At 37.7% G+C, this 20247-nt stretch carries 26 protein-coding genes; 6 read left to right on the forward strand and 20 right to left on the reverse strand.

The window, feature by feature from the left end:
* Positions 1 to 144: 144 nt before the first annotated feature.
* The gene (deoD, locus tag V7122_RS11665) at positions 145 to 849 is read right to left on the reverse strand and encodes a purine-nucleoside phosphorylase (RefSeq protein WP_335526847.1); all 705 of its coding nucleotides are present in this window, start codon (positions 847 to 849) and stop codon (positions 145 to 147) included.
* A gap of 149 nt (positions 850 to 998) precedes the next feature.
* Between deoD and V7122_RS11670 the strand changes: the two genes are divergently transcribed.
* On the forward strand, positions 999 to 1127 hold the full coding sequence (locus V7122_RS11670; RefSeq protein ID WP_335348419.1) for a hypothetical protein: 129 nt from the start codon (positions 999 to 1001) through the stop codon (positions 1125 to 1127).
* A 14-nt stretch (positions 1128 to 1141) separates the two neighbouring features.
* On the forward strand, positions 1142 to 1288 hold the full coding sequence (locus tag V7122_RS11675) for a hypothetical protein (RefSeq protein ID WP_335526849.1): 147 nt from the start codon (positions 1142 to 1144) through the stop codon (positions 1286 to 1288).
* Between the two features lie 25 nt (positions 1289 to 1313).
* Here the strand turns inward: V7122_RS11675 and V7122_RS11680 are convergent, their stop codons facing one another.
* Positions 1314 to 1622, reverse strand: coding sequence for a YodL domain-containing protein (locus V7122_RS11680; protein ID WP_335353661.1), 309 nt, complete (start codon positions 1620 to 1622; stop codon positions 1314 to 1316).
* 247 nt (positions 1623 to 1869) lie between these two features.
* Between V7122_RS11680 and V7122_RS11685 the strand changes: the two genes are divergently transcribed.
* Positions 1870 to 2727 (forward strand): glycerophosphodiester phosphodiesterase, encoded by an 858-nt coding sequence (locus V7122_RS11685; protein ID WP_335345407.1) that lies wholly within the window; start codon positions 1870 to 1872, stop codon positions 2725 to 2727.
* A gap of 58 nt (positions 2728 to 2785) precedes the next feature.
* Here the strand turns inward: V7122_RS11685 and V7122_RS11690 are convergent, their stop codons facing one another.
* On the reverse strand, positions 2786 to 3556 hold the full coding sequence (locus V7122_RS11690; protein ID WP_335345408.1) for a sporulation protein: 771 nt from the start codon (positions 3554 to 3556) through the stop codon (positions 2786 to 2788).
* A gap of 183 nt (positions 3557 to 3739) precedes the next feature.
* Here V7122_RS11690 and V7122_RS11695 point away from each other — a divergent pair, with 183 nt between their 5' ends.
* On the forward strand, positions 3740 to 4735 hold the full coding sequence (locus V7122_RS11695) for a 2-hydroxyacid dehydrogenase (protein WP_335526852.1): 996 nt from the start codon (positions 3740 to 3742) through the stop codon (positions 4733 to 4735).
* A gap of 75 nt (positions 4736 to 4810) precedes the next feature.
* Here V7122_RS11695 and V7122_RS11700 read toward each other — a convergent pair whose 3' ends face one another.
* Positions 4811 to 4984: a YozD family protein gene (locus tag V7122_RS11700; RefSeq protein ID WP_335345410.1), complete on the reverse strand. Its 174-nt coding sequence runs from the start codon at positions 4982 to 4984 to the stop codon at positions 4811 to 4813.
* A gap of 184 nt (positions 4985 to 5168) precedes the next feature.
* Here V7122_RS11700 and V7122_RS11705 point away from each other — a divergent pair, with 184 nt between their 5' ends.
* Positions 5169 to 5336: a hypothetical protein gene (locus V7122_RS11705; protein WP_335345411.1), complete on the forward strand. Its 168-nt coding sequence runs from the start codon at positions 5169 to 5171 to the stop codon at positions 5334 to 5336.
* On the opposite strand, the gene V7122_RS11710 is transcribed toward V7122_RS11705, so the two are convergent.
* The 13 genes from V7122_RS11710 to rsgA all read right to left on the reverse strand — a co-directional run bounded on the left by V7122_RS11710 (position 5333) and on the right by rsgA (position 17191).
* Positions 5333 to 6037: a hypothetical protein gene (locus V7122_RS11710; protein ID WP_335488677.1), complete on the reverse strand. Its 705-nt coding sequence runs from the start codon at positions 6035 to 6037 to the stop codon at positions 5333 to 5335. The genes V7122_RS11705 and V7122_RS11710 overlap by 4 nt on opposite strands.
* Before the next feature lie 173 nt (positions 6038 to 6210).
* On the reverse strand, positions 6211 to 6432 hold the full coding sequence (locus tag V7122_RS11715) for a YozE family protein (protein WP_335353668.1): 222 nt from the start codon (positions 6430 to 6432) through the stop codon (positions 6211 to 6213).
* Positions 6433 to 6597: 165 nt separating this feature from the next.
* The gene (locus V7122_RS11720; protein WP_335348218.1) at positions 6598 to 6789 is read right to left on the reverse strand and encodes a hypothetical protein; all 192 of its coding nucleotides are present in this window, start codon (positions 6787 to 6789) and stop codon (positions 6598 to 6600) included.
* A 382-nt stretch (positions 6790 to 7171) separates the two neighbouring features.
* Entirely contained in the window at positions 7172 to 7456 is a 285-nt protein-coding gene (locus tag V7122_RS11725) for a YokU family protein (protein ID WP_335526854.1), read from the reverse strand.
* Positions 7457 to 7470: 14 nt separating this feature from the next.
* Positions 7471 to 8895 carry a lysine 2,3-aminomutase gene (gene ablA / locus V7122_RS11730; protein WP_335488685.1) on the reverse strand — a complete coding sequence of 475 codons (1425 nt, stop codon included), beginning with the start codon at positions 8893 to 8895 and terminating at the stop codon, positions 7471 to 7473.
* A gap of 204 nt (positions 8896 to 9099) precedes the next feature.
* Positions 9100 to 10521, reverse strand: coding sequence for a sigma-54 interaction domain-containing protein (locus V7122_RS11735; protein ID WP_335526857.1), 1422 nt, complete (start codon positions 10519 to 10521; stop codon positions 9100 to 9102).
* Positions 10522 to 10622: 101 nt separating this feature from the next.
* Positions 10623 to 11480 carry a putative beta-lysine N-acetyltransferase gene (gene ablB, locus V7122_RS11740; protein WP_335488691.1) on the reverse strand — a complete coding sequence of 286 codons (858 nt, stop codon included), beginning with the start codon at positions 11478 to 11480 and terminating at the stop codon, positions 10623 to 10625.
* Positions 11481 to 11538: 58 nt separating this feature from the next.
* Positions 11539 to 12807: a peptidase gene (locus V7122_RS11745; protein ID WP_335526860.1), complete on the reverse strand. Its 1269-nt coding sequence runs from the start codon at positions 12805 to 12807 to the stop codon at positions 11539 to 11541.
* Between the two features lie 42 nt (positions 12808 to 12849).
* Complete coding sequence (locus V7122_RS11750; protein ID WP_335488697.1) at positions 12850 to 13512, reverse strand: 3-oxoacid CoA-transferase subunit B; 663 nt, start codon at positions 13510 to 13512, stop codon at positions 12850 to 12852.
* Entirely contained in the window at positions 13497 to 14189 is a 693-nt protein-coding gene (locus V7122_RS11755) for a CoA transferase subunit A (protein ID WP_335526862.1), read from the reverse strand. The genes V7122_RS11750 and V7122_RS11755 overlap by 16 nt, the downstream gene beginning before the upstream one ends.
* Positions 14189 to 15544 carry an aspartate aminotransferase family protein gene (locus V7122_RS11760; protein ID WP_335526864.1) on the reverse strand — a complete coding sequence of 452 codons (1356 nt, stop codon included), beginning with the start codon at positions 15542 to 15544 and terminating at the stop codon, positions 14189 to 14191. The genes V7122_RS11755 and V7122_RS11760 overlap by 1 nt, the downstream gene beginning before the upstream one ends.
* A 186-nt stretch (positions 15545 to 15730) precedes the next feature.
* Positions 15731 to 15952, reverse strand: coding sequence for a YjcZ family sporulation protein (locus V7122_RS11765; RefSeq protein WP_335488705.1), 222 nt, complete (start codon positions 15950 to 15952; stop codon positions 15731 to 15733).
* 171 nt (positions 15953 to 16123) lie between these two features.
* Positions 16124 to 17191: a ribosome small subunit-dependent GTPase A gene (rsgA, locus tag V7122_RS11770; RefSeq protein ID WP_335526865.1), complete on the reverse strand. Its 1068-nt coding sequence runs from the start codon at positions 17189 to 17191 to the stop codon at positions 16124 to 16126.
* A gap of 347 nt (positions 17192 to 17538) precedes the next feature.
* On the opposite strand from rsgA, the gene V7122_RS11775 reads away from it, so the two are divergent.
* Positions 17539 to 18303, forward strand: a complete 765-nt coding sequence (locus V7122_RS11775; RefSeq protein ID WP_335526867.1) for a DUF4397 domain-containing protein — start codon at positions 17539 to 17541, stop codon at positions 18301 to 18303.
* Positions 18304 to 18360: 57 nt separating this feature from the next.
* Here the strand turns inward: V7122_RS11775 and V7122_RS11780 are convergent, their stop codons facing one another.
* The 3 genes from V7122_RS11780 to V7122_RS11790 all read right to left on the reverse strand — a co-directional run.
* Positions 18361 to 18942, reverse strand: coding sequence for a YpmS family protein (locus V7122_RS11780; RefSeq protein WP_335526868.1), 582 nt, complete (start codon positions 18940 to 18942; stop codon positions 18361 to 18363).
* A 2-nt stretch (positions 18943 to 18944) separates the two neighbouring features.
* Positions 18945 to 19778, reverse strand: a complete 834-nt coding sequence (locus tag V7122_RS11785) for an SGNH/GDSL hydrolase family protein (protein WP_335526869.1) — start codon at positions 19776 to 19778, stop codon at positions 18945 to 18947.
* Positions 19779 to 19900: 122 nt separating this feature from the next.
* A partial coding sequence (locus V7122_RS11790) for an SCO family protein (RefSeq protein WP_335526870.1) occupies positions 19901 to 20247 on the reverse strand: 347 nt, incomplete at its 5' end.

A 20247-nucleotide genomic window follows, 5' to 3' on the forward strand; every position in this document is an offset into this window, starting at 1 on the left:
GTACGTCCTGTACATCGGGGGTAGGTGCTCACCCTAAAATCTATCGCTTTTACTCGTGCGATGATAATGCTGCCGAAGCGTTCCTTGTGGAGCTAGACAAAAAAAAGAACCGGTTCAAAAAGCTAAACCAGTTCCATTCATTTATTATTCTTTTATCGCGGCTTCAAGAGCCACTTCGATCATTTCATTGAAGGTTGTTTGTCTTTCTTCAGCAGTTGTTTCCTCCCCGGTTAAAATATGATCGCTAACCGTTAAGACGGACAATGCTTTTCGATCAAATTTCGCCGCTAACGTATAAAGAGCTGATGTTTCCATCTCAATAGCCAAAATTTGATATTTTGCCCATTTTTCTAATTCAGAATTATCGTTGTAGAACATATCTGCTGTAAATACGCTTCCAACTTTAAGCTGAAGTCCTTTTTGCACTCCTGCTTCATAAGCACGTTTAAGTAAATCAAAATTAGCTGTAGGTGCATAATCGACTCCTCCAAATGTAATCCTATTCATTTGAGAATCTGTTGAAGCTGTCATTGCCAGGATCACATCCCGCACCTTTACATCCTTTTGAATAGCCCCACAAGTACCGACGCGGATTAAATTTTGAACATTATAGCTTTGCATCAATTCATTTATATAGATAGAAATCGATGGTACACCCATACCAGTTCCTTGAACAGAGATAGGATGGCCCTTGTATGTACCTGTATATCCAAACATATTTCGTACTTCATTATAGCATTTGGCATTTTCCAAAAATGTTTCAGCAATATATTTTGCACGTAAAGGATCCCCAGGTAAAAGGACTGTTTCAGCAACTTCATTTTCTTTCGCACCAATATGTATACTCATAAATTAAGCCTCCCAAATTTTCTCGAAGGGTAAAAATCCCTACCTCACTATACCATAATATATCCCAGCTTTAAAACGTTCTATTCCTCCAGCATTTTTTTTACGCTTACGGGAAAGCTATCTTTAGCCAAATCAGGAGGTGTTGATTAGTGGCACAGGAAAAAATGAGTAAAAAACTTAGACAGGCTGTTCAACACGCGAATGAAACAAACCCAACATCAAGATCAAATACAGAGCCTAATACATCAAAAACAGTTAAAACAATTAGTAAGAAATAGAGGGGAGCCTGCAAATGGGTAAAAAACATCGAAATCGAATCAATTCACCAAAAAAAAATAATCACATTCCGAAAGAAGCAATTATCGCTGAACAAGAAGCTCACGGTAAAGAATTCACTGCTCAAGGAAGGAAAAATGGTCCTGGTTCTAACATTAAATAAGGAGAGCATAGCTGCTCTCCCCTTCCTACCTAATATGAATACGATTAATCTCCTGCCAGCCTCCCGGTTTTAATTGAAAATAATATTGCCCTTTCCGCCCTTCATCAATATTCAAAATATCCCCAGTTGAAATAAATCTTCCATTAAAATCATTAGGTATTCGATCGTGAACATTAAATGTCGAAAAGACCGAATTGATGCATTCAACATGGTCCGATGCCTGCACAGTTAATCGGTAAACTTGTCGATATCCTTTATTTTGTCGAAATTCAGGCGTTTGGAATATCGTGACATCGTATTCCTTCCTTTTAACCCTAGTTAATTCTTTTAACATTTTTTATTCCTCCTCAAGAAATAATTTATTTCCCATGTATTGATAAGATGGAGTATTTTAAGTAAAATATAATAAAATATTCAAATATTTCTGATAAACATACACTTTCTATTAGATACTTCCTTTGTCGTTTCCTTCATCAAAAAAATACTACTTTTGTCGAACAAAGGATTACTTCTAAAGAAAGCGCTTACATTCCAGAAGATAGTTTCATATAATATAAAAATATGATAAAGGGGGCTTTGAAATGATCATAACTTCGCCTATTAAAAGACCTGTTTTAACCTGCATCTTTCTTGGTCTTTGGTTAGTGACTTCTAACCTATTTTATTATCTGCAGCCACTACACCCATTCAAGTCTATTGCTCATCGGGGTGCCTCCTATTATGCTCCTGAAAATACAATTGCTTCCTTTCAAAAAGCGGTTGATCTTGGTTTTGATTATATTGAGCTTGATGTAAGGCTAAGTAAGGATGAGCAATTAGTTGTTATTCATGATGAGGATGTAAAAAGGACGACTAACGGGGCAGGGTATATCGGTGATTTCACAGTGAAGGAATTGAAAATGCTTGATGCGGGATCATGGTTTTCGAAAGATTTCACGGATGAAAGGATTCCACTGCTTGAAGAAGTACTCTATATCTTTGGTAAGAAAATTGGCATATTAATTGATGTAAAGTCTCCTGATAAACAGCCGGGAATGATAGATATTCTATCAAATATATTAAACGACCATATTAATAATGGGTTAGATCCGGAAACAGTAAAAGTTCAATCCTTTAACATTAACGAGCTGAAACAATTAAAGGAACTTGTGCCTGACATTGCAACTGGACTATTATTAAACAAGCCTTTAGATTTACTGCAATTGGCATCATATAGGCCTTATGCCTCCTTCCTTTCCATTCATCACCAATTATTAACGAAAGCCTTTATTAATAAGGCACAATTATTAGGGTTTGATATTTTTTCCTGGACAATTAAAAAGCAGTACCAATTCCCAGTCATGCAACGTTTAGGCGTACACGGCATTATATCTGACGAAGAATTTAGAAAGCCGAGCTATAAGTTTACTAGTTTTATTTCTCCCGTTATTAAAGAATAGTTAATTCAAAAAAAATAAGCCCTAATTTGAATCACAGGGCTCATTTTTTTGTATCAATTTATGAGTATTGCTGAATGATAGATTGAATTCTTTGCTGCATATTCGGTATATCCACTCGGTTTACAGAGAAACGCACATGTGATTCATCTAGATTAAGTGCTTCGGAAAATAGGCTTCCTAATCCTCTTACTTTCCTGTCAACCTGCATTAATATTTGAATTTCATTGCTTGAAATTGGGAAAAAGGTAATTTCTAATTCATCCAAACGGCCTCGGAATGGACCAGAGGTTGGGACAAATTCAAACTCCTGAATAAATGGCAATCTGCTGCGGAAACGGCTAGATGCGTATTCACATTCTGCTTCCCTCAACCGAAAGCCTAAACTATTTATTGCTTGAAATACAGAATCCATAAGTTCATTAGGTACAACCCGAAGATAATCTTTATCAGTAGGATCAACTGCATTTTTAATATCCAGGCCTGTCGAAACCCATAACTTTGTCTTACCGATAGATAGTGGAGTATCTGATGGAATGATGAAGGAAAATGGGATTTCTTTACGTTCATTAGCCAGGAGAGTAAATGATGCAGTAATTTGAAAACGGTCAATTAAACCTGTGACTGTGTACTTTTTATCATCTGACTCCTTCAAATAGGTTGTGTTAATTGACAAGTAAATAGCATCAATCTTTTGTTCTACATTTCCTCCCCGAATTTCAACAACCCCTCTAATTTCACCGCCTGGTGTAACTGTATCCTGAACTAGCTTCGTATCCACCTTTGCTGACCCAATTCCAACACTTGCCAAAACTTTATTAAAAAATGACATTCCATACTCCTCCTTTATTAAGTCGCTCAGTCAAGAATAATACGAATCTCCTAATTTAAAGGTTTCATAAATATAAAAATTATTTCGGAAATCTTTATTTATCTACCTACATGATTGATAGGGTAATGATACAATAATGTTAATTGAACAAAATTTTCAATAAATTTCATTTTTTGATTGGGGATGATTTTTATTAACAAGAAGCTATTTATTACGCGAAAGCCTCCTCAGCATGTGTTAGATTACTTAAATGAGAACTTTCAAGTTGATATTTGGGATTCAGAGGATGAAGAAATACCAAGAGAGAAATTAATGGATATTATCCATCAATATGATGGTTTGCTTAGTTTACTTACTGAGAATATTGATAAGGAGTTGCTAGATCAAGGCAGCAATCTTAAGGTAATTAGCAATTTAGCTGTCGGCTATAATAATATTCAAATAGAAGAAGCTAGTTCTAGGGGAATCATAGTTACGAATACACCCGGTGTATTGACTGAAACAACGGCTGATCTTACATTTGCGCTTTTACTTGCAACTTCAAGAAGATTGATTGAAGCATCTAATAGCTTACGTGAAGGAAATTGGAAAACATGGTCACCAATGTATCTGACTGGAATGGATGTATACGGATCAACATTAGGGATTATTGGTTTAGGTGAAATTGGAGCAGCTGTAGCCAGAAGAGCGAAAGGCTTTAATATGAACATATTATATTATAGCAGAACTCCTAAGCCGTTAGTAGAAGCCGAGCTTGGTATTCAATATGCTGACCTCGATACATTATTGCAAACATCAGATTTTGTTTGTGTACTTACACCCTTTACTAATCAAACTAAGAATATGATCACATTAAAAGAATTGAAACAAATGAAAAAGACCGCGATACTAATCAATACAGCGAGAGGCGGCATTGTAAACGAAGCGGATCTTGTACAAGCCTTATCAGAGGGAATGATTTGGGGTGCGGGACTAGATGTTTTTGAACAGGAGCCCATCCCAATTGATCATTCTTTATTGCAGTTCACTAATGTAGTCACTCTTCCTCATATCGGCAGTGCCAGTATTCAGACGAGGACGAAAATGTGGGAGCTTGCAGCAAGAAACTTAACAGATGGGTTACAAGGAAAAAAGCCTCCTAATCTTGTCAATAAAGAGGCCTATCAATCAAAGGAATAGATCATTCATTATGTAATAAAATATTATTTTCGCTTTTAGCTAAAAATGACGAGAACTCTCGTCATTTTTTCTATATTAATCATGGTCAATTTCTTCATCGATAATGCACTTTTGCAATAAATAATCAAAAACGATATCTGCCAAATCCTCTAATTCATTTTCAGCAGGCACATAACCTCTTCTTGTTAGCTCATGAAAGAAAAAATCTGCTATTTCCTCCGTATCAATAATAACCTCAATTTCTCTCACAGCACCGCCCCCTTTGTAGAGAATGTATGACGTTCTCCTAAAATTCATGCTAACAATAATCATTTTCAAGTAAGCTTTACCTTTAAATTATTTTTTTCTCCTGACATGTTTATTGCTGACAAGCATATAAATATCCATAAGAAAAAGTTTTGGTGCTGAATTCTATCATTGGAGGAGAAAAACTATGAATATTACTAGATTAGCTGAAGTCATTAAAGAGGATGTAAACAATGAAGAAAGCATCATTATTAAGTCGTACAGTCAAGTATTAAAAGTCATGTTTAAGATCATTCTATTTTTGGGTGTTCCATATATCGCCTATCTATTGTTCATTTTCGGTAATCAAAGCTAAACGGTGCTCTTTCCATCATTACTAGAAATCTGCTTTAGTTTTCTAACAATAATTCGCATGATATGTTTATATTCCTCATCACGAAACATTTCATATAGAATTCGGTAGTCATTATATATATCTAATAAACCATCAATCAATAGTTTTCTTTCACGTATACTAGCCAGTATTTCTTTTTCAGTTTTTCGGAAATTGGAGGCCGCTCCTTTTTGTTCTAATGATTTAGGCAGGTTTTCTTTTTTATTCAGCAAATATAATAGTCCAAGCTTTTGGATGAAAGCATCCGCGCTTTCCGCATCAGCAACAATGGTTAATTCTTCTTCCCCTGCCTCAAGCCATTCACCATCACTGACTCTCGTGAGCTCATAAATAATATCCTCCCAAGCATCTTCCTTATAACGCCAAATTTCTGTCCTAAACCCTACAACCTTAAACAGATCCGATCCATAGCCTTTTACTTGAACTAAATCGCCAAAAAAGTACTTGTATTCTATATCAATATGCTCCTTCTCGATTAATTCTCCTTCAAACTCAGAGAGCATTTTGAGACTGGATTCCATAAAAAGACCTTCGCTTTTATTCACCTCATATACATACATTCCATCAAGCCATTTAACATCTGTAATTTTCCCAACTGTTCCATATATAGTGATCACGACTGTATCACCGATATTATATTTTGACTTTTTCCTATCGCTCATTTCCTCCATCCTTCCAGGTGTGAGTCGTGAAATTTAATTACAATATTATATGCAAGGATAGGAAAAATCGGTCCGTATATAGAAAAACTGATTAAAAATGAATAGAAAGCGGAAATGTCAAACAAATTGAAGGTGAACACAAAAAAAGGGCTACTCCTAAAGAGTTTCCCTGCCTATCCTTCTGATATTATATATAATTCCCATGCTTCATCAAAAACCGCCATTCCGTCCATGTATGCGCCATTTAACTCTAAATATAAGCTGATTTCATGATAATCTGATGATGTCTTTGGAAAGTCGTGATCTAAATATGCATGATTTGCAAAGTGGCTAATCCGATCCTTTGGTGATGGATGCCGATATTTCATTAAAAAATGATAAAAAGTTTTTGCCATTATAACCGCCTCTTTGGAAATAAAATGAATGATCTATTATTGTTATATATCGTATACATACTATACGCGAAAAACTGAGTTTTCGTCCATAGAAAAAGCAACCTAATATTAGGTTGCTTCTTCCTATGTGCATGTGAAGCTATAACATCTATGCTGACTAAGCAGTTACTGATAGCGTGATGATTTAGCTAATTCAGTCAGAATCCAAATAATATTAAACATTAATATCGCTACTGTAATCGGAACAGCTTGCAGCCAATTTTTTCCATATTTTTCTTTAATCACACCTGCATAAAATCCACAGAAAAATAAAGCAAACATAGCAACTGCAAGCATAAGCATTAAAGTTAGTTCCATCATTCTTCCTCCCTAAGTAAATGAATATCCCCTGTATTCATTATAAAGAGAGAGGAAACGAAGTTTGTGTATAAAACGTGAATTCTTTGTGAACTATGAGATAAAGTGAAACTTCAATCAGTGGGGGTTTTCCGACGCACAGGACGTGCTAATGCCGACGTTGTCAGAGGACGTGGCGATCTTAGTCGGCCTTCATCCCCACTGATTGTTAGTTGCGGCCCACAGGATGTGGGTCACACAGACGTTGCCACAGGACGTGGCGCTCTTAGTCTGTGTTCCTATAATCGGGCCTTTACGGGCTGTTGATCCCCCACTTAGAATTTTTTACTTAACTTCTTGAAGTGGGGATCTTACAGCCCGTTAATCTGCGATAAATCACAAATTACGTTGAAAAATCAAAATAATTTCTTTTCAATAATCTAGGATGCGCCATTAAATTTGTAAAAGTTGTTTCTTGGCCGATCTCTCTCGTATTGATAAGGAACAATTGGTCATCAATTTCTTTAACTAGCTGATCTGTTTGGTATTCCATCTGACAATCGCTACAAAAGACGGTTGGGACCTCACTAATTTTTATCGCTCTTGAACCATCGGGCAGCTCCCAATAAACATCCCCGTTTCCGGTATTAATCTTTTCACTAGCACACCAGGCACATGTATCCTTCACTAAATTCCCCCCTCCTATTCGCTCGCAATTGCTTTTATTTCTGAATCAACAGGTTTTTGCTTCACTTGCTGTGCCATGAACTTCTTCTCTTTTAGCTGATCCCGCTTTTCTCTTTTATCTTTTAATGATACGTGTGATGGATCATGCTCATATTTTTCCCGGCGCTCAAGTCGTACTAAGCCTTCAGGGACAAGGTTAAATTTCTGATCATTCATTAATGCTGCAATACCAACCTTTGATCGCTTCTCTTCCATATCTGGATACACTTCCTTAAAGTATCCTTCCGCGCGACCTGGAACATAGTTCTCTGGTTCTGGATAAGTCGTAATAACACCCTCAAAATTTCGGAGAACTACTTTATCTGCACTTTGTGATATTAAATAATTTGGCTGCAGGGCTATTTTCCCACCGCCTCCGGGAGCATCAACGACAAAGGTTGGAACAGCATAACCTGATGTGTGCCCTCGAAGACCTTCAATAATCTCAAGCCCCTTTGAAACCGGTGCACGGAAATGTCCGATTCCCTCAGACAAATCACATTGGTAAATATAATATGGACGGACCCTAATTTTTACGAGGTCGTGCATAAGTCTCTTCATAATTGGTACACTGTCATTTATTCCAGCTAGTATCACAGATTGATTTCCAACCGGTACACCAGCATTTGCCAGCATCTCACAGGCCCTTTTCGATTCTTCTGTTATTTCAATCGATGTATTGAAATGAGTATTTAGCCAGATTGGGTGGTATTTTTTCAAAATATTGCAGAGGTTTTCGGTAATTCTTTGTGGAAACACGACAGGCGCTCTTGTTCCAATTCGAATAATTTCAACATGATCAATTTTGCGCAGGTTTTTTAAAATATATTCCAATATATTATCATTAATCAAAAGCCCATCACCGCCAGATATGAGAACATCTCTAACCTGTGGGGTATTTCTAATATAGTCTATCGCTGCATCCAGCTGTTTCTTAGGAACACCCATTCCAATCTGTCCGGAAAAACGGCGTCTCGTACAATAGCGGCAATACATGGAGCATTGATTGGTCACAAGAAAGAGAACACGGTCTGGATAACGATGCGTTAGTCCGGGAACTGGTGAGTCTTCATCTTCATGGAGCGGATCCTCTAGGTCATATTTCGTCTTGTAAATTTCATGTGAAATGGGTACTGATTGCATCCGAATCGGACAGCGGGGATCATCTGGATTCATTAATGAAGCATAGTAAGGAGTAATATTCAAAGGAATAGTCTTAGTTGAAATTCTCACTCCTTCTTCTTCAGCAGGGGTAAGATTAATAACTTTCTTTAAATCATCAACCGTACGGACAGTATTTGTTAATTGCCATAACCAATCGTTCCATTGCTCTTCAGTTACATCTTTCCAAAGCTCAATATCCTTCCAATGGCGATCAGGCTTATATAAAAATGATTTCATCGTACTCCTCCTCAAAAATTTCTTATTAACTAAACATGCAAGTACTGTGCCAAATTATTAAATCCTCATACAATTTATGCCTAATTGGCTTAATAGGTCCTGTATTATTAAGGCTTAGAGCTATGGATTTTTTTTGAGGGGGCATTTTTCAGCAAAGAGAACAAGAAAAAAATGCCGATAATCCGGCATTCGTTGAGGATATGGTTAAAGCTGGTGAACCTTGTTTATTTCGAGCTTTATCATCTTGTATTGTAAGGTCTGTCTGGGAATTTCCAAGAGCTTTGCAGCCTGTTTAACATTACCATCTGATTTCTTAAGAGCGTCCAGAATAAGCTTTTCTTCAAGCTTCTGCAAATTATCTCTTAAGGATAAGCTGTGATTTTTCTCGTCTATTTTCAACGTGCGGTAGTTTTGCTTCATCATCACAGGGAGGTCATCCGTGGTCAGAAAATCTCCTTCACATACATTCATCATGTATTCAATGGCATGCTTAAATTCCCTAACATTCCCCGGCCATTTATAGGCAAGGAATCGTTCAAGAACTTGATTGTCCGCACCTTTAACTATTTTCTTTAATACCTTATTAAAGAATGAAACAAAGTGATCAAGCAGATATATGATATCTTCTTTCCTTTCCCTTAATGGTGGCAATCTGAAGGTTAAAACATTTAATCGATAGAAAAGATCATCCCTTATTTGCTGACTCTCCATAGCCTTTTGAGGATGAATATTCATCGCTGCAATAATTCGAACATCAACAAAGGTACTCTCTGTACTTCCAACCCTTCTCACATGCCCATCTTCCAAAACACGAAGAAGCTTTGCTTGGAGTTCAATAGGCATTGTATGAATTTCATCTAAAAAAAGCGTGCCTCCATCTGCAAGCTCAAACAAACCAGAACGGTCAACAGCACCTGTATAACTGCCTTTAGAAGTACCGAATAAAATGCTTTCCAGCAATGATTCCGGAATAGCCGCACAGTTCTGAGCAATAAATGGACCATTGGCTCTTAATGATGCATGGTGAATTCCTTGTACAAATAGCTCCTTCCCACAGCCGCTTTCACCAAATACCATGATGGGAGAGTCTGATTTTGCCAGCTTCTTAGCCTCATGTTTAACTTCAATAAGCTCAGGACTCACAGTTATTAGATTATCTAGTGTGTATTGCGTGCTGCTAGAAGATTTTCTTTTACTCTTCGCAGCAGACTTCATCTTTTTCTGTAAATCAATTAAGCTCTCAGAAAGGAGCTTTAGTCTGGAATAATCTTTTGCAATTTCAACTGCACCAACCGTTTTCCCATTTACTCTAATAGGCAATGTTGTATTTATCGTATCGATTTGGTGGCCATGTGCATTAACATATGACTGTGATTGATTATAAATGGGCTTATTTGTTTTGATTACTTTTAATAGTGTACTTGTTTGATCAGTTAATGAAGGAAATGCTGTTAACAGCGGCTTTCCTAATACTTCATCTACATTCATTCCATCATGCTTCGCGGCAATTTCATTATAATAAATCGTCTTCCCGTCTATATCTACTACATGAATTCCCTCATCTATTCCGTTCAATATTGCAGAGAGAACCTCTCTTGATTTCACATGTATTTCAGTGATCCTCATCCCCTCCCCGCTAATATATATGAGCATGTGCCTAAAATTAGTCATTTTGCTGCCGAAAATTTGGCATTTACAATTTACAACACCTGAGAATCATATGAAATTCATCTATTTAGAGAAAGGTCCTTTACCCATACATTCATATCCTCAAGCTTGTCGAAAATATAGCAATTATTTGTAAGCCTGCCCCTATAGCAGTAACCAAGCTGATGAAGTGCTGCATTCATTCCGAATGATAATGCCCTTGCAATCGAATAGGCACAGTACACCCCATTCGCTTTCAATTCAATTTCAAGCTTTTCTAATAAAATTTTCATGAGACCATGCTTTCGATGTTGAGGCAATGTCGCACAATCGGTTAATTCTGCATTTTTGTAAAAGTCATTCACTTCAGCCGAGGCGGCACTTACAATTTTGCCATTGAACAGGAAGCCATAATAGATTGTTCCTTCTTTCATCGTTTCAATAATATAATTTGGATCATTAAGGGGTGTTGGATAAATTTGAAACACTTCTTGATAAAGTGCTGCAAGTGTTTTTGCATCTTCTGGGCTTAGCTTCTTAAGTATATATTCCTGTGGCGGCTTCACTGATTTTAAGTATTGTTCAAGCTTAATGACGTTTTCTGTAATGGAATCTTCTATTAGCCATTGAGCGCTTGTCCTTCTCTCAGTTGTATAATATTTGCAGAAAAAAAACATATCAGAGCCCAGAAAATAGCGGTCAATCATCGCTTCACACGAATAACCGTACATAATCAGCAAGGGGAATTGTTCTCTTCTTCCCTTCAGAATCAATTTTTCCACTTGCAGCTCTTTTGCCATTTCTTCAGCTTTCGCCATTACTTGTAAAATATCTCCATATATATCGTCTACACGAATTCGTTTATTAAACAAATCAATATACACCTTCATCGTATAATTTTCATTTTTAATCAATTGCACTTCAGCAATTGATTCCATAATACATTCCTCATTTCTAAAAAGGGGCCCCGCCTCCGGCCCCTTTAAAATAAATTTTTTATGCCATTTCCTCGTAAACCCCACACCAATTAATGATCGATAAGGCAATGATTTCCGCAGCTTCAAACATTTCGTCAATGGAAATATACTCATTTACATCATGGGCAGCCGCGGTGACCCCTGGACCAAATACAACGACAGGCGTGTTACCTACAACCGAAAGGATTCCGCCATCTGTTCCCCATGGAGATGCCTCAATAATCGGCATTGTCGTTTTTACTTGTTCAAATGCTTCCGAAATTGTTTCCATTAGAGGATGATTTTCATCTAAATTTCCTGGCAGCCATCTGCCGCCAAACCACTCAACTTTTGGCCGATTTTCATTTAGCCACTGGTCTTTCTTAACCAATTCCTCTAAGGCATCTACCAGCTCCTTCTCAGCATCCTCCATTTGTTCATGAGGGGCAACGCCCATTCTTCCTTCAATGATCGCAATATCAGGAACAGAGGATGGCCATTCTCCGCTGTGAATTTTTCCAATATTAATAGGAATTGGGATTGGTATATGCTGATAAAGGGGGTCTAATATTTTCTCATTTCTTCTTTTCTCCAATTCTTGTAATTTATGAATGACAAGCACCATTTTCTCTATCGCACTTACTCCTTCATATCTAGTTCCACCATGGGCTGAACGTCCTTTTACTGTGATGCGAAACCACATGGATCCTTGCTGTTTTGGAAACAGCTTCATATTTGTCGGCTCAGGGATAATGGCACCATCTGCCTGGTACCCTCTTAACACAGCTGCCAGAGTTCCAGCCCCCCCGCTTTCTTCTTCAATGACACTTTGAAAAATTACATCCCCTTTAAGCTGTATCTCAAGATTGATGATGGCCTCTATAGCGAGAAGCAGTGCCACAGAGCCCCCTTTCATATCAGTCGATCCTCTGCCATATAATTTTCCATTTTCGATGTGGCCACTAAAAGGGTCATGAATCCAATCATTCCGGTCCCCCTCTGGAACTACATCGATATGTCCATTTAATATGAGTGACCTTCCTCCGCCAGATCCTTTAAGGACCCCAATCACATTTGGATTTCCTGTAAAATCCTTTCGATCAGAACAGAATTTGGGGTGATTAATTACCTGTTCATCGCCTATTTCCCAAATATCAACTTGAAGACCGAGCTCTCTGCACTTTTCAATGATGATCGCCTGAGCTCTGCTTTCATTTCCGCGAATGCTGCCTTCCTGGACAAGTCTTTGAAGAAGATATATCCCTTTTTTTCGATTCCTGTTCAGCCATTCCTTTATTCCTCCTTGCATCCCACCGCTCCTCTCTATGCTACCAAATTCTGCTTGTTATTGTTAATCTATGAATCTAAGGTGATCGCTTATTTGAAATTCACAGCCAGTTTTTGCTTTTATTTCATTAATTGTATATGGTGAGAATATTTCGGTTAACACTAGCCCCTCTGCCGTCACTTGAAAGGCAGCCATCTCTGTAATAATGATGTTAACACAGCTTGAAGAGGTTAATGGAAGGGAGCATTTCTTCACTATTTTCGCTTTTCCATGCTTATCCGTATGACTCATTACAACAATAACTATTTTGGCCTTTTGGGCGAGTTCCATTGCCCCGCCCATTCCAGGGACCTTCTTACCAGGAACGATCCAATTGGCTAAATCGCCTTTTTCGCTTACTTCTAGTGATCCTAAGATGGTCATATCCACTCTTCCTCGCCTGATCATGCCAAAGGAAATAGCACTATCACAAAAGGAGGCACCTTCGATAACTGTTACTGGAAACCCGCCAGCATTACAAAGATTCTCATCCTCCTCCCCTTTTATTGGGCTTGGCCCCATACCAGTGATGCCATTTTCCGCATGAAAAATAACGTTCATTTGTTCAGGCAAATAATTAGGGACAAGGGATGGAATGCCAATACCTAGATTCACGACCATTCCATCTTTAATCTCCTCTGCTGCACGCTTAGCAATTCTATTGCGAATATCTATTCCCATGCCCATTTCCAATTCACTCCTTTAGAAGGAACAATATAATCAACAAAAACTCCTGGTGTTACCACTTCATCTGGATCTAGGCTTCCAACAGGGACAATTTCCTCCACCTCGGCAATGGTTATGTCTCCTGCCATTGCGACAAGGGGATTTGTATTACGTGCACTTTTATCGTAGATGAGATTTCCGAACGAGTCGGCTTTCTTTGCAAATACGATGGACACATCACCGGTTAATGCTGTTTCGACTAGATATGGTTTATTGCCGATAATGATTTTCTGCTTATTGCTGGATACCATTTCATTATCTATCCCAATATCTGATAGAATTCCACCTAATCCCACTCCACCAGCTCTTATTCTCTCTGCAAGAATTCCTTGTGGAGAAAATTCAACCTCTAGGTTTCCTTCTGTCATTAATTGTCCAGCAACAGGATTTGATCCAATATGGGAAGCAATAATTTTCCGAGCTCTCCCTTGGCTAACAATTTTCCCTATCCCAATATGAGGAAATCCAGTATCATTTCCAATCAATGTAAGATTTCTTATTCCCTTCTCTAGAATCCCATCGATAATCGTTGGAGGAGAGCCTATTCCTCCAAAGCCGCCAAACAAGATGGTAATCCCATCGGTGAAATACTCTAATGCTGCTTCGATCGATATTATTTTTTTGAAGGAGTTATCCATTACCCGCATCCTTCCTCAGTTGATAAATATTGTTCGACAAATGATTCAAAAGTGATTTGTAAACGCTTTAGTAATTCATCTATTTCTTGGAAAGTAATCGTAAGAGGAGGTGCAATTAAAACCGCATCCCCATTCATTCCATCTATGCCTGCACCTGCCGGATAGATAATCAACCCACAAATTTGCGCAAGCTGGATTAATTTTTGCGTAAATAGAAGGGATCGCGGGAAAGGTGTTTTATCTTCAAGATTTTGGACAAATTCCAACCCGACCATAAGCCCTTTTCCACGAATATCTCCAATAAACGGGAACTTTTCTTGTAATTTAGCAAGCTTTTCTATTAAGTAATTACCCTTTTGATCAACTTCTTTAATAATTTCGTTTTTATCTAAGTATTCAAGTACAGCTAGAGAAACTGCACATGACTGGGGGTTTGCACTTAAAGTATGTCCGCTCATAACTATTTTTGAACCAGAGAGGATGGGCTCCATCACCCGTTCACTTACTAAAGCAGCTGCTATTGGGGCATAGCCAGCTCCCATTCCTTTCCCTAATGCAACAATATCGGGCTCTATGCCCCAATGCTCACAGGCTAACATCGTACCCGTTCTGCCAAATCCAGTCATCACCTCATCCGCAATAAAAAGAATCCCGTTTCTATCACAAATTTCTTTAATGACCTGATAATAGCCTTTTGGAGGGGTAATAGCAGCACCAGAAGCTCCAATGATCGGTTCAGCAATAAAGGCTGCAATATGTTCGGCGCCTATACGTTTTATCACTGTATCAAGCTCATGTGCACAAACATACCCGCAGTCTGGCGCCTCTCGATTATATGGACAGCGATAGCAATATGGAGGATGAATAACCGGAAAATCTTCAAGAAGCGGAATAAATCTTGCCCTTCTGCCTGTATGCCCCGACATGGATAAGGCTCCTAAAGTAATCCCATGATAGCTCATCCATCTTGATAATACCTTTGTCTTTGTGTTGCTTCCCTTTTCTTGCCAATATTGAATAGCAATTTTCATTGCTGTCTCCGTTGCCTCTGAACCGCTATTTACAAAAAAACACCAGTTTAAGTCTCCAATTGTTTGCTCCGCAATTTTTCGTGCAAGATTTTCGGCTGCATTACTCGTAAACTGTGACCGATAGACAAATGAAACCCGTTTAGCCTGCTCATGCATGGCATCAATAATTTCCTTTACCCCATGACCGATATTTGCTGTAATGGCACCAGATGATGCATCCAAATATTCCTTCCCATCTTGATCGTATAAGTATATTCCTTTGCCATAATCAATCACTGGATATTCATTCTCCAGCACTGGTTTAATTAAATTGGACTTATTCATAAGCCCTCCCCCTCCATCCACTTGAGAAAGCAAATTCTTACGTTTAGGACAATACTAGATTATATGAGAAGAATGTTTGAATCTTTCATGGAGAAAACGAAAATAAAATAGGCAGATAGAAACAGGGAGGTAAAATAAAAAAAGACCGCTCCGAATCCGAAGACAGTCTTGAATATATTAGATGTCTTAACAAAAACTAAAACAGCTGGCACCGATGATGATTAATAGAATAAACAATACAACAATTAAGGCAAAACCGCCTCCAAAGCCACATCCGCCTACTGGTCCAGCAAAGGCACCCCCTACTGGATATCCATAACCAGGATAACCAGGTTCAAAGGCACCTGCTACTGGATATCCGGTTCCAGGATAGCAAGGATCTGCACCAAAGCCACTTCCATAATACATATTCCTTCACTCCTCATCTTTTTTAAGGCATTTTTCCATATTACCTTATGAATTGGGAGCTTGACCTGTACGGGTATTTGCCTATTTTTTCAAAGTTACACATAAGAATAAAAGAATTTCCTCCAAATATGCAAAAGAGACCTCATAAACTGAGATCTCATTCACTAACCATTAATACATTTTCTTTTTTGAATTTTTCATGCTTATGTTTATGCTTTTCCAGCGTTTCTTCTCTTCCAGCTGTGCCCGCTGATCTTGTTTTCTTTCTAAATAAGCCAATTCCCGTTGCAGCTTTTTATAGCTCGCAAGACGATTGCTATCGAGCAAACCATTATTAATAGCAAGTGCAGCAGCACATCCCGGCTCTCGAGTATGGCTGCAGTCCCGATACTTACATTGCTCTGCTATCTCTTCAACATCTGTAAAGCTTTCCAACAATCCATCAGCACTTTCCCAAAGCTGAAGCTCCCTCATTCCCGGGGTATCGATTAACACTGTTCCACCTGGCAGCAGAACTAACTCTCGGTGGGTTGTCGTATGCCGTCCCTTATCATCATCTTCACGAATATCCTGTACCTTTTGCTTTTCATCACCTAACAGATAATTCGTTAAGGTTGATTTTCCAACACCTGATGAGCCGAGCAGTGCAATAGATTTTCCTGGGAGAAGATAAGGCTGTAGACCTTCAATTCCTTTTTCCTCCAGCACACTAACCGAAACAATCGGTACACCCATTGCAATACCTTCTACTTCAGAAAACTTTCCTTCAAGATCATCACATAAATCAGCTTTCGTTAAAACAATAACTGGATTTGCACCGCTTTCCCATGATAAAAGCAAATATCTTTCGATTCTGCGTAAGTTTAAATCATCATTTAAAGAATTTACAAGAAAGATTGTATCCACATTCGTAGCGACAATTTGCTCTTCTGTATTTTCACCGGCTGCTTTTCTTGAAAATTTACTTTTTCTTGGCAGCACCTTATGAATGGTGCCACGACCTTCATCATGACGAGCTTTCAAAACGACCCAATCTCCAACTGCAGGGTAATCTTCTCTAGAAGCTGCCATATAAGCAAACTTTCCAGCCACTTCACACAATAATTCGCCTTCCTCCGTCCAAACCCGATACATTCTTTTATGTTCAAGTGAAACGCGTCCTACTGAATAGCCCTCTATTTTGTATGCTTCAAATTCCTTTTCAAAAAAATCATTAAAACCAATTAAATTTAAATTCAAGTTTTCTTCCTCCATGCAAATAAAATATAAAAAAACCATAGGCACCACAGCCCATGGTTTAATAAGCATAGAAAAAGAACATTCCTATCACATTAAACAGAATTAGATTGGGCTGTGCAAATATTAGAAACAATGAGATTGCTTACAATTAATAATTTTGTCATTGCACTTCACCCGCCTTTCATCTAATTAATTTTATTATATGGAACTTCTAACCATTTGTAAAGTGTTTTTGCATCCAAAATTGGTTATGCCTAAATGATTGTTAAATAACAAGGAGATGACACCAACCTATGCCCTTTCGCATAAGTTATAGACGTATACACATCTAGATAGGAGCGAGGGGTATGTCTCGAAATCAAAATTATCATGATTTTTTACAAAAGGCTAGTAATTATGACCTGCTTGCAAATTATTATAAATATATAAATCCTTCCAACCACATTGCTTATTATCAGAAGCATTTGCACTATATGAATATGGCAGCTCAAATGATGCGTACTCATACATTGCCCAACCAACAAGATAGAAACGTTCAAGGAAGAGTGCGTTTCATCCATGCTTCCATTGATGCCCCTAATGTAGATATCTATATTGATGGCATTCGGATATTAAAGGATTTCTCTCATAAAGAAGTTAGTAATTACCTTTCTTTGCCTGCAGGCAAACATCAAATTGATATTTATCCAACAGGCAATATGGTTTCGACCGTCCTTAGCCGAAAAGTAACGATTGAGCAAGGAAAACATTATACCTTAATTCCTTCTGGACATGTAAAGAATCTGAAGTGGCTTGCCCTTGAGGACGACCCACGTGTGCCTAGAGGTGAAACAAAGATTAGATTCATTCATCTTTCTCCGGATGCACCTGCCTTAGATATCGCTGTTAAGGATAGAGATGTTATCTTTTCTAATATATCCTTCCGTAAACATACAAGCTATATTAGACTGACTCCTGCGACAGTGGACCTCGAAGCAAGAATTGCTGGGTCCTCTAATATTGCCCTGCCAATTCCACAACTACAATTAAAGCCCAACAAGGCATATTCCATCCTTATCGTTGGTTCCATTACGAGCGAACCCGGACTTGAAGTTGTCATCGTTAAAAATTAAAAAAGCATAATGCAAAGGTAGACCTGCCTTTGCATTATGCTTTTTGATCGATTATTATTACTTAATCGGTACGAGCAGCGTGAAACGAATATCATCATTTTTCAAATCGAATTCATCAACCTTTACATGAATATCGCTTTTCAATTTCATTGTTTGTAATGAAACATAAATTCTTTCCTCGTTTGGCTGTATTGTAACCCAATTGGGCACTTTATATTTCTCCTTTACAAACTTTAAAACATAAGATACTGGTAATTGAAGCTGACCGACTGAAATTGACTTCTGCTGTAGAAGAATATCCCCATTATCTAAAGCAATCGGTTCAAATGTAAGCTTCATTTGTATTTCTTGACTAAATACTGGAACAGACCCATATAACTCAACTTCATTACCTAAGAAAATTTGGTAGTCAATTGGCCCCGTTAATCCTTCCTTATCAAGATAATGGTTGATTACTTGATTTAAGTCTGCCTTATCAGTTTGAATTCTAAATGGCACATGTGCATTTAAATCAATGTTTTGTGGTGAATAATGATCATCTTCAACAGGAGAATTGACAACCGCCAATAACACTGCGATGACCATTATATTAATCACCAATAAAAGGAAAAAGAGTTTTTTCCATTTTTGTTCCTTCAATTTCAATTCTCTCCATTCCCCACTGTGTAAAATCTTTCTGATAGCTTAGTTAAAGCTTCTTCTTTCAACTTATCATAAACACGGCCAGCAATAAGTTCATAGCCTTTATCATTTGGATGGAAATAATCTCTAAAGAGTAAATCTTCCGCATTTTTTTGAAAAAGATCATCAATTTCTACAAAAAACGTATTTGGATATTTTTCAAGGATTTCTTTACTCTCAGTATTCCATTCATCAACAATCTCATTAATTTCATTAATATTAGCAAACCAAGTAAAGAATGGATTATATAATCCAACCAAAACAACAAGGCTACTAGGGTTTTCCTTTCGAATCTTGACGAGCGTATCATCCAAATTATCTTTAAATAGTTGATTTTGTTTTTGAAAGGCCTTCAAATTTAAACTTGAAAAGTTTTCATGGACGACCTTCATCATATCATTTCCGCCTATTGTTACAATGACGATATCTGCTTCTCCAATTGCAGTCTTAATCTTATTTGAATCTAGTCTTTTTAAGAGCTGATCTGAACGATTGCCTTTGACACCAAAATTATAAAAATGAGCATCGCTTATTCCCTTATCATCCTCTAATTTTTCTTTTAAGTATGGAATATAGCCACCTCTATTTGTGCTGTCCCCTACACCTTCAGTTAGTGAGTCTCCAGCAGATACAATTGTGATGTCATGGGGAATAAAATCCTCAGCCGGCATATTTTTTGACGTCAGGACGGTTTGTTTTGCTTGATTTAGTTTACCAATTTCCGAAGAGGATTGAATATTGCATGAAGCAAGAATTAGTATGCTCATAATGAACATGGGGAATATGAATCTCATGTATTCACCCGCCTTTTTAAAATCGTAGACATCCTTCAGGTGGGGGTACGTCTATTTACCGTATTGATTATTATAACACGTTCATCTATATTCATGACAAAAAAAATAGACCTATGAAAGGTCTATTGTAAAGTCTTAATGTCATTAATAATTTCTTCAAAAGGGATGTCTTCAAGGCCGGAATATAATTTCATGATCTTCCCCTCTTGATTAACTAAATAAAAATATGTCTGATGAATAACATCAGGGTTATTTTCAGGCTTTTTAACAATAGTTTTAAAATTATCCATGGCGAATTTCTCAATTTCCTCTTGTTTATAGCCAGTTAAAAAGTGCCAATTATTAAAATCCACGTCAAAATTACCCGCATACTTCGTTAAAACCTCTGGGGTATCGATTTCCGGATCTACACTGAAGGAAACAAACTCGATATTCTCGATTTTCTCTTTCTTCGCCAAGTCCTGCAGCT

It is taken from the genome of Bacillus sp. JJ1532, assembly GCF_036965085.1.
Taxonomy (GTDB): domain Bacteria; phylum Bacillota; class Bacilli; order Bacillales; family Cytobacillaceae; genus Cytobacillus.

Coding starts and splice junctions, on each gene's coding strand:
- deoD (WP_335526847.1), bottom strand. CDS start 849: ATGAGTATACATATTGGTGCGAAAGAAAATGAAGTTGCTGAAACAGTC.
- V7122_RS11675 (WP_335526849.1), top strand. CDS start 1,142: ATGGGTAAAAAACATCGAAATCGAATCAATTCACCAAAAAAAAATAAT.
- V7122_RS11680 (WP_335353661.1), bottom strand. CDS start 1,622: ATGTTAAAAGAATTAACTAGGGTTAAAAGGAAGGAATACGATGTCACG.
- V7122_RS11685 (WP_335345407.1), top strand. CDS start 1,870: ATGATCATAACTTCGCCTATTAAAAGACCTGTTTTAACCTGCATCTTT.
- V7122_RS11690 (WP_335345408.1), bottom strand. CDS start 3,556: ATGTCATTTTTTAATAAAGTTTTGGCAAGTGTTGGAATTGGGTCAGCA.
- V7122_RS11695 (WP_335526852.1), top strand. CDS start 3,740: ATGATTTTTATTAACAAGAAGCTATTTATTACGCGAAAGCCTCCTCAG.
- V7122_RS11705 (WP_335345411.1), top strand. CDS start 5,169: ATGAATATTACTAGATTAGCTGAAGTCATTAAAGAGGATGTAAACAAT.
- V7122_RS11710 (WP_335488677.1), bottom strand. CDS start 6,037: ATGAGCGATAGGAAAAAGTCAAAATATAATATCGGTGATACAGTCGTG.
- V7122_RS11715 (WP_335353668.1), bottom strand. CDS start 6,432: ATGGCAAAAACTTTTTATCATTTTTTAATGAAATATCGGCATCCATCA.
- V7122_RS11720 (WP_335348218.1), bottom strand. CDS start 6,789: ATGGAACTAACTTTAATGCTTATGCTTGCAGTTGCTATGTTTGCTTTA.
- ablA (WP_335488685.1), bottom strand. CDS start 8,895: ATGAAATCATTTTTATATAAGCCTGATCGCCATTGGAAGGATATTGAG.
- V7122_RS11735 (WP_335526857.1), bottom strand. CDS start 10,521: ATGAGGATCACTGAAATACATGTGAAATCAAGAGAGGTTCTCTCTGCA.
- ablB (WP_335488691.1), bottom strand. CDS start 11,480: ATGGAATCAATTGCTGAAGTGCAATTGATTAAAAATGAAAATTATACG.
- V7122_RS11745 (WP_335526860.1), bottom strand. CDS start 12,807: ATGCAAGGAGGAATAAAGGAATGGCTGAACAGGAATCGAAAAAAAGGG.
- V7122_RS11750 (WP_335488697.1), bottom strand. CDS start 13,512: ATGGGCATGGGAATAGATATTCGCAATAGAATTGCTAAGCGTGCAGCA.
- V7122_RS11755 (WP_335526862.1), bottom strand. CDS start 14,189: ATGGATAACTCCTTCAAAAAAATAATATCGATCGAAGCAGCATTAGAG.
- V7122_RS11760 (WP_335526864.1), bottom strand. CDS start 15,544: ATGAATAAGTCCAATTTAATTAAACCAGTGCTGGAGAATGAATATCCA.
- V7122_RS11765 (WP_335488705.1), bottom strand. CDS start 15,952: ATGTATTATGGAAGTGGCTTTGGTGCAGATCCTTGCTATCCTGGAACC.
- V7122_RS11775 (WP_335526867.1), top strand. CDS start 17,539: ATGTCTCGAAATCAAAATTATCATGATTTTTTACAAAAGGCTAGTAAT.
- V7122_RS11785 (WP_335526869.1), bottom strand. CDS start 19,778: ATGAGATTCATATTCCCCATGTTCATTATGAGCATACTAATTCTTGCT.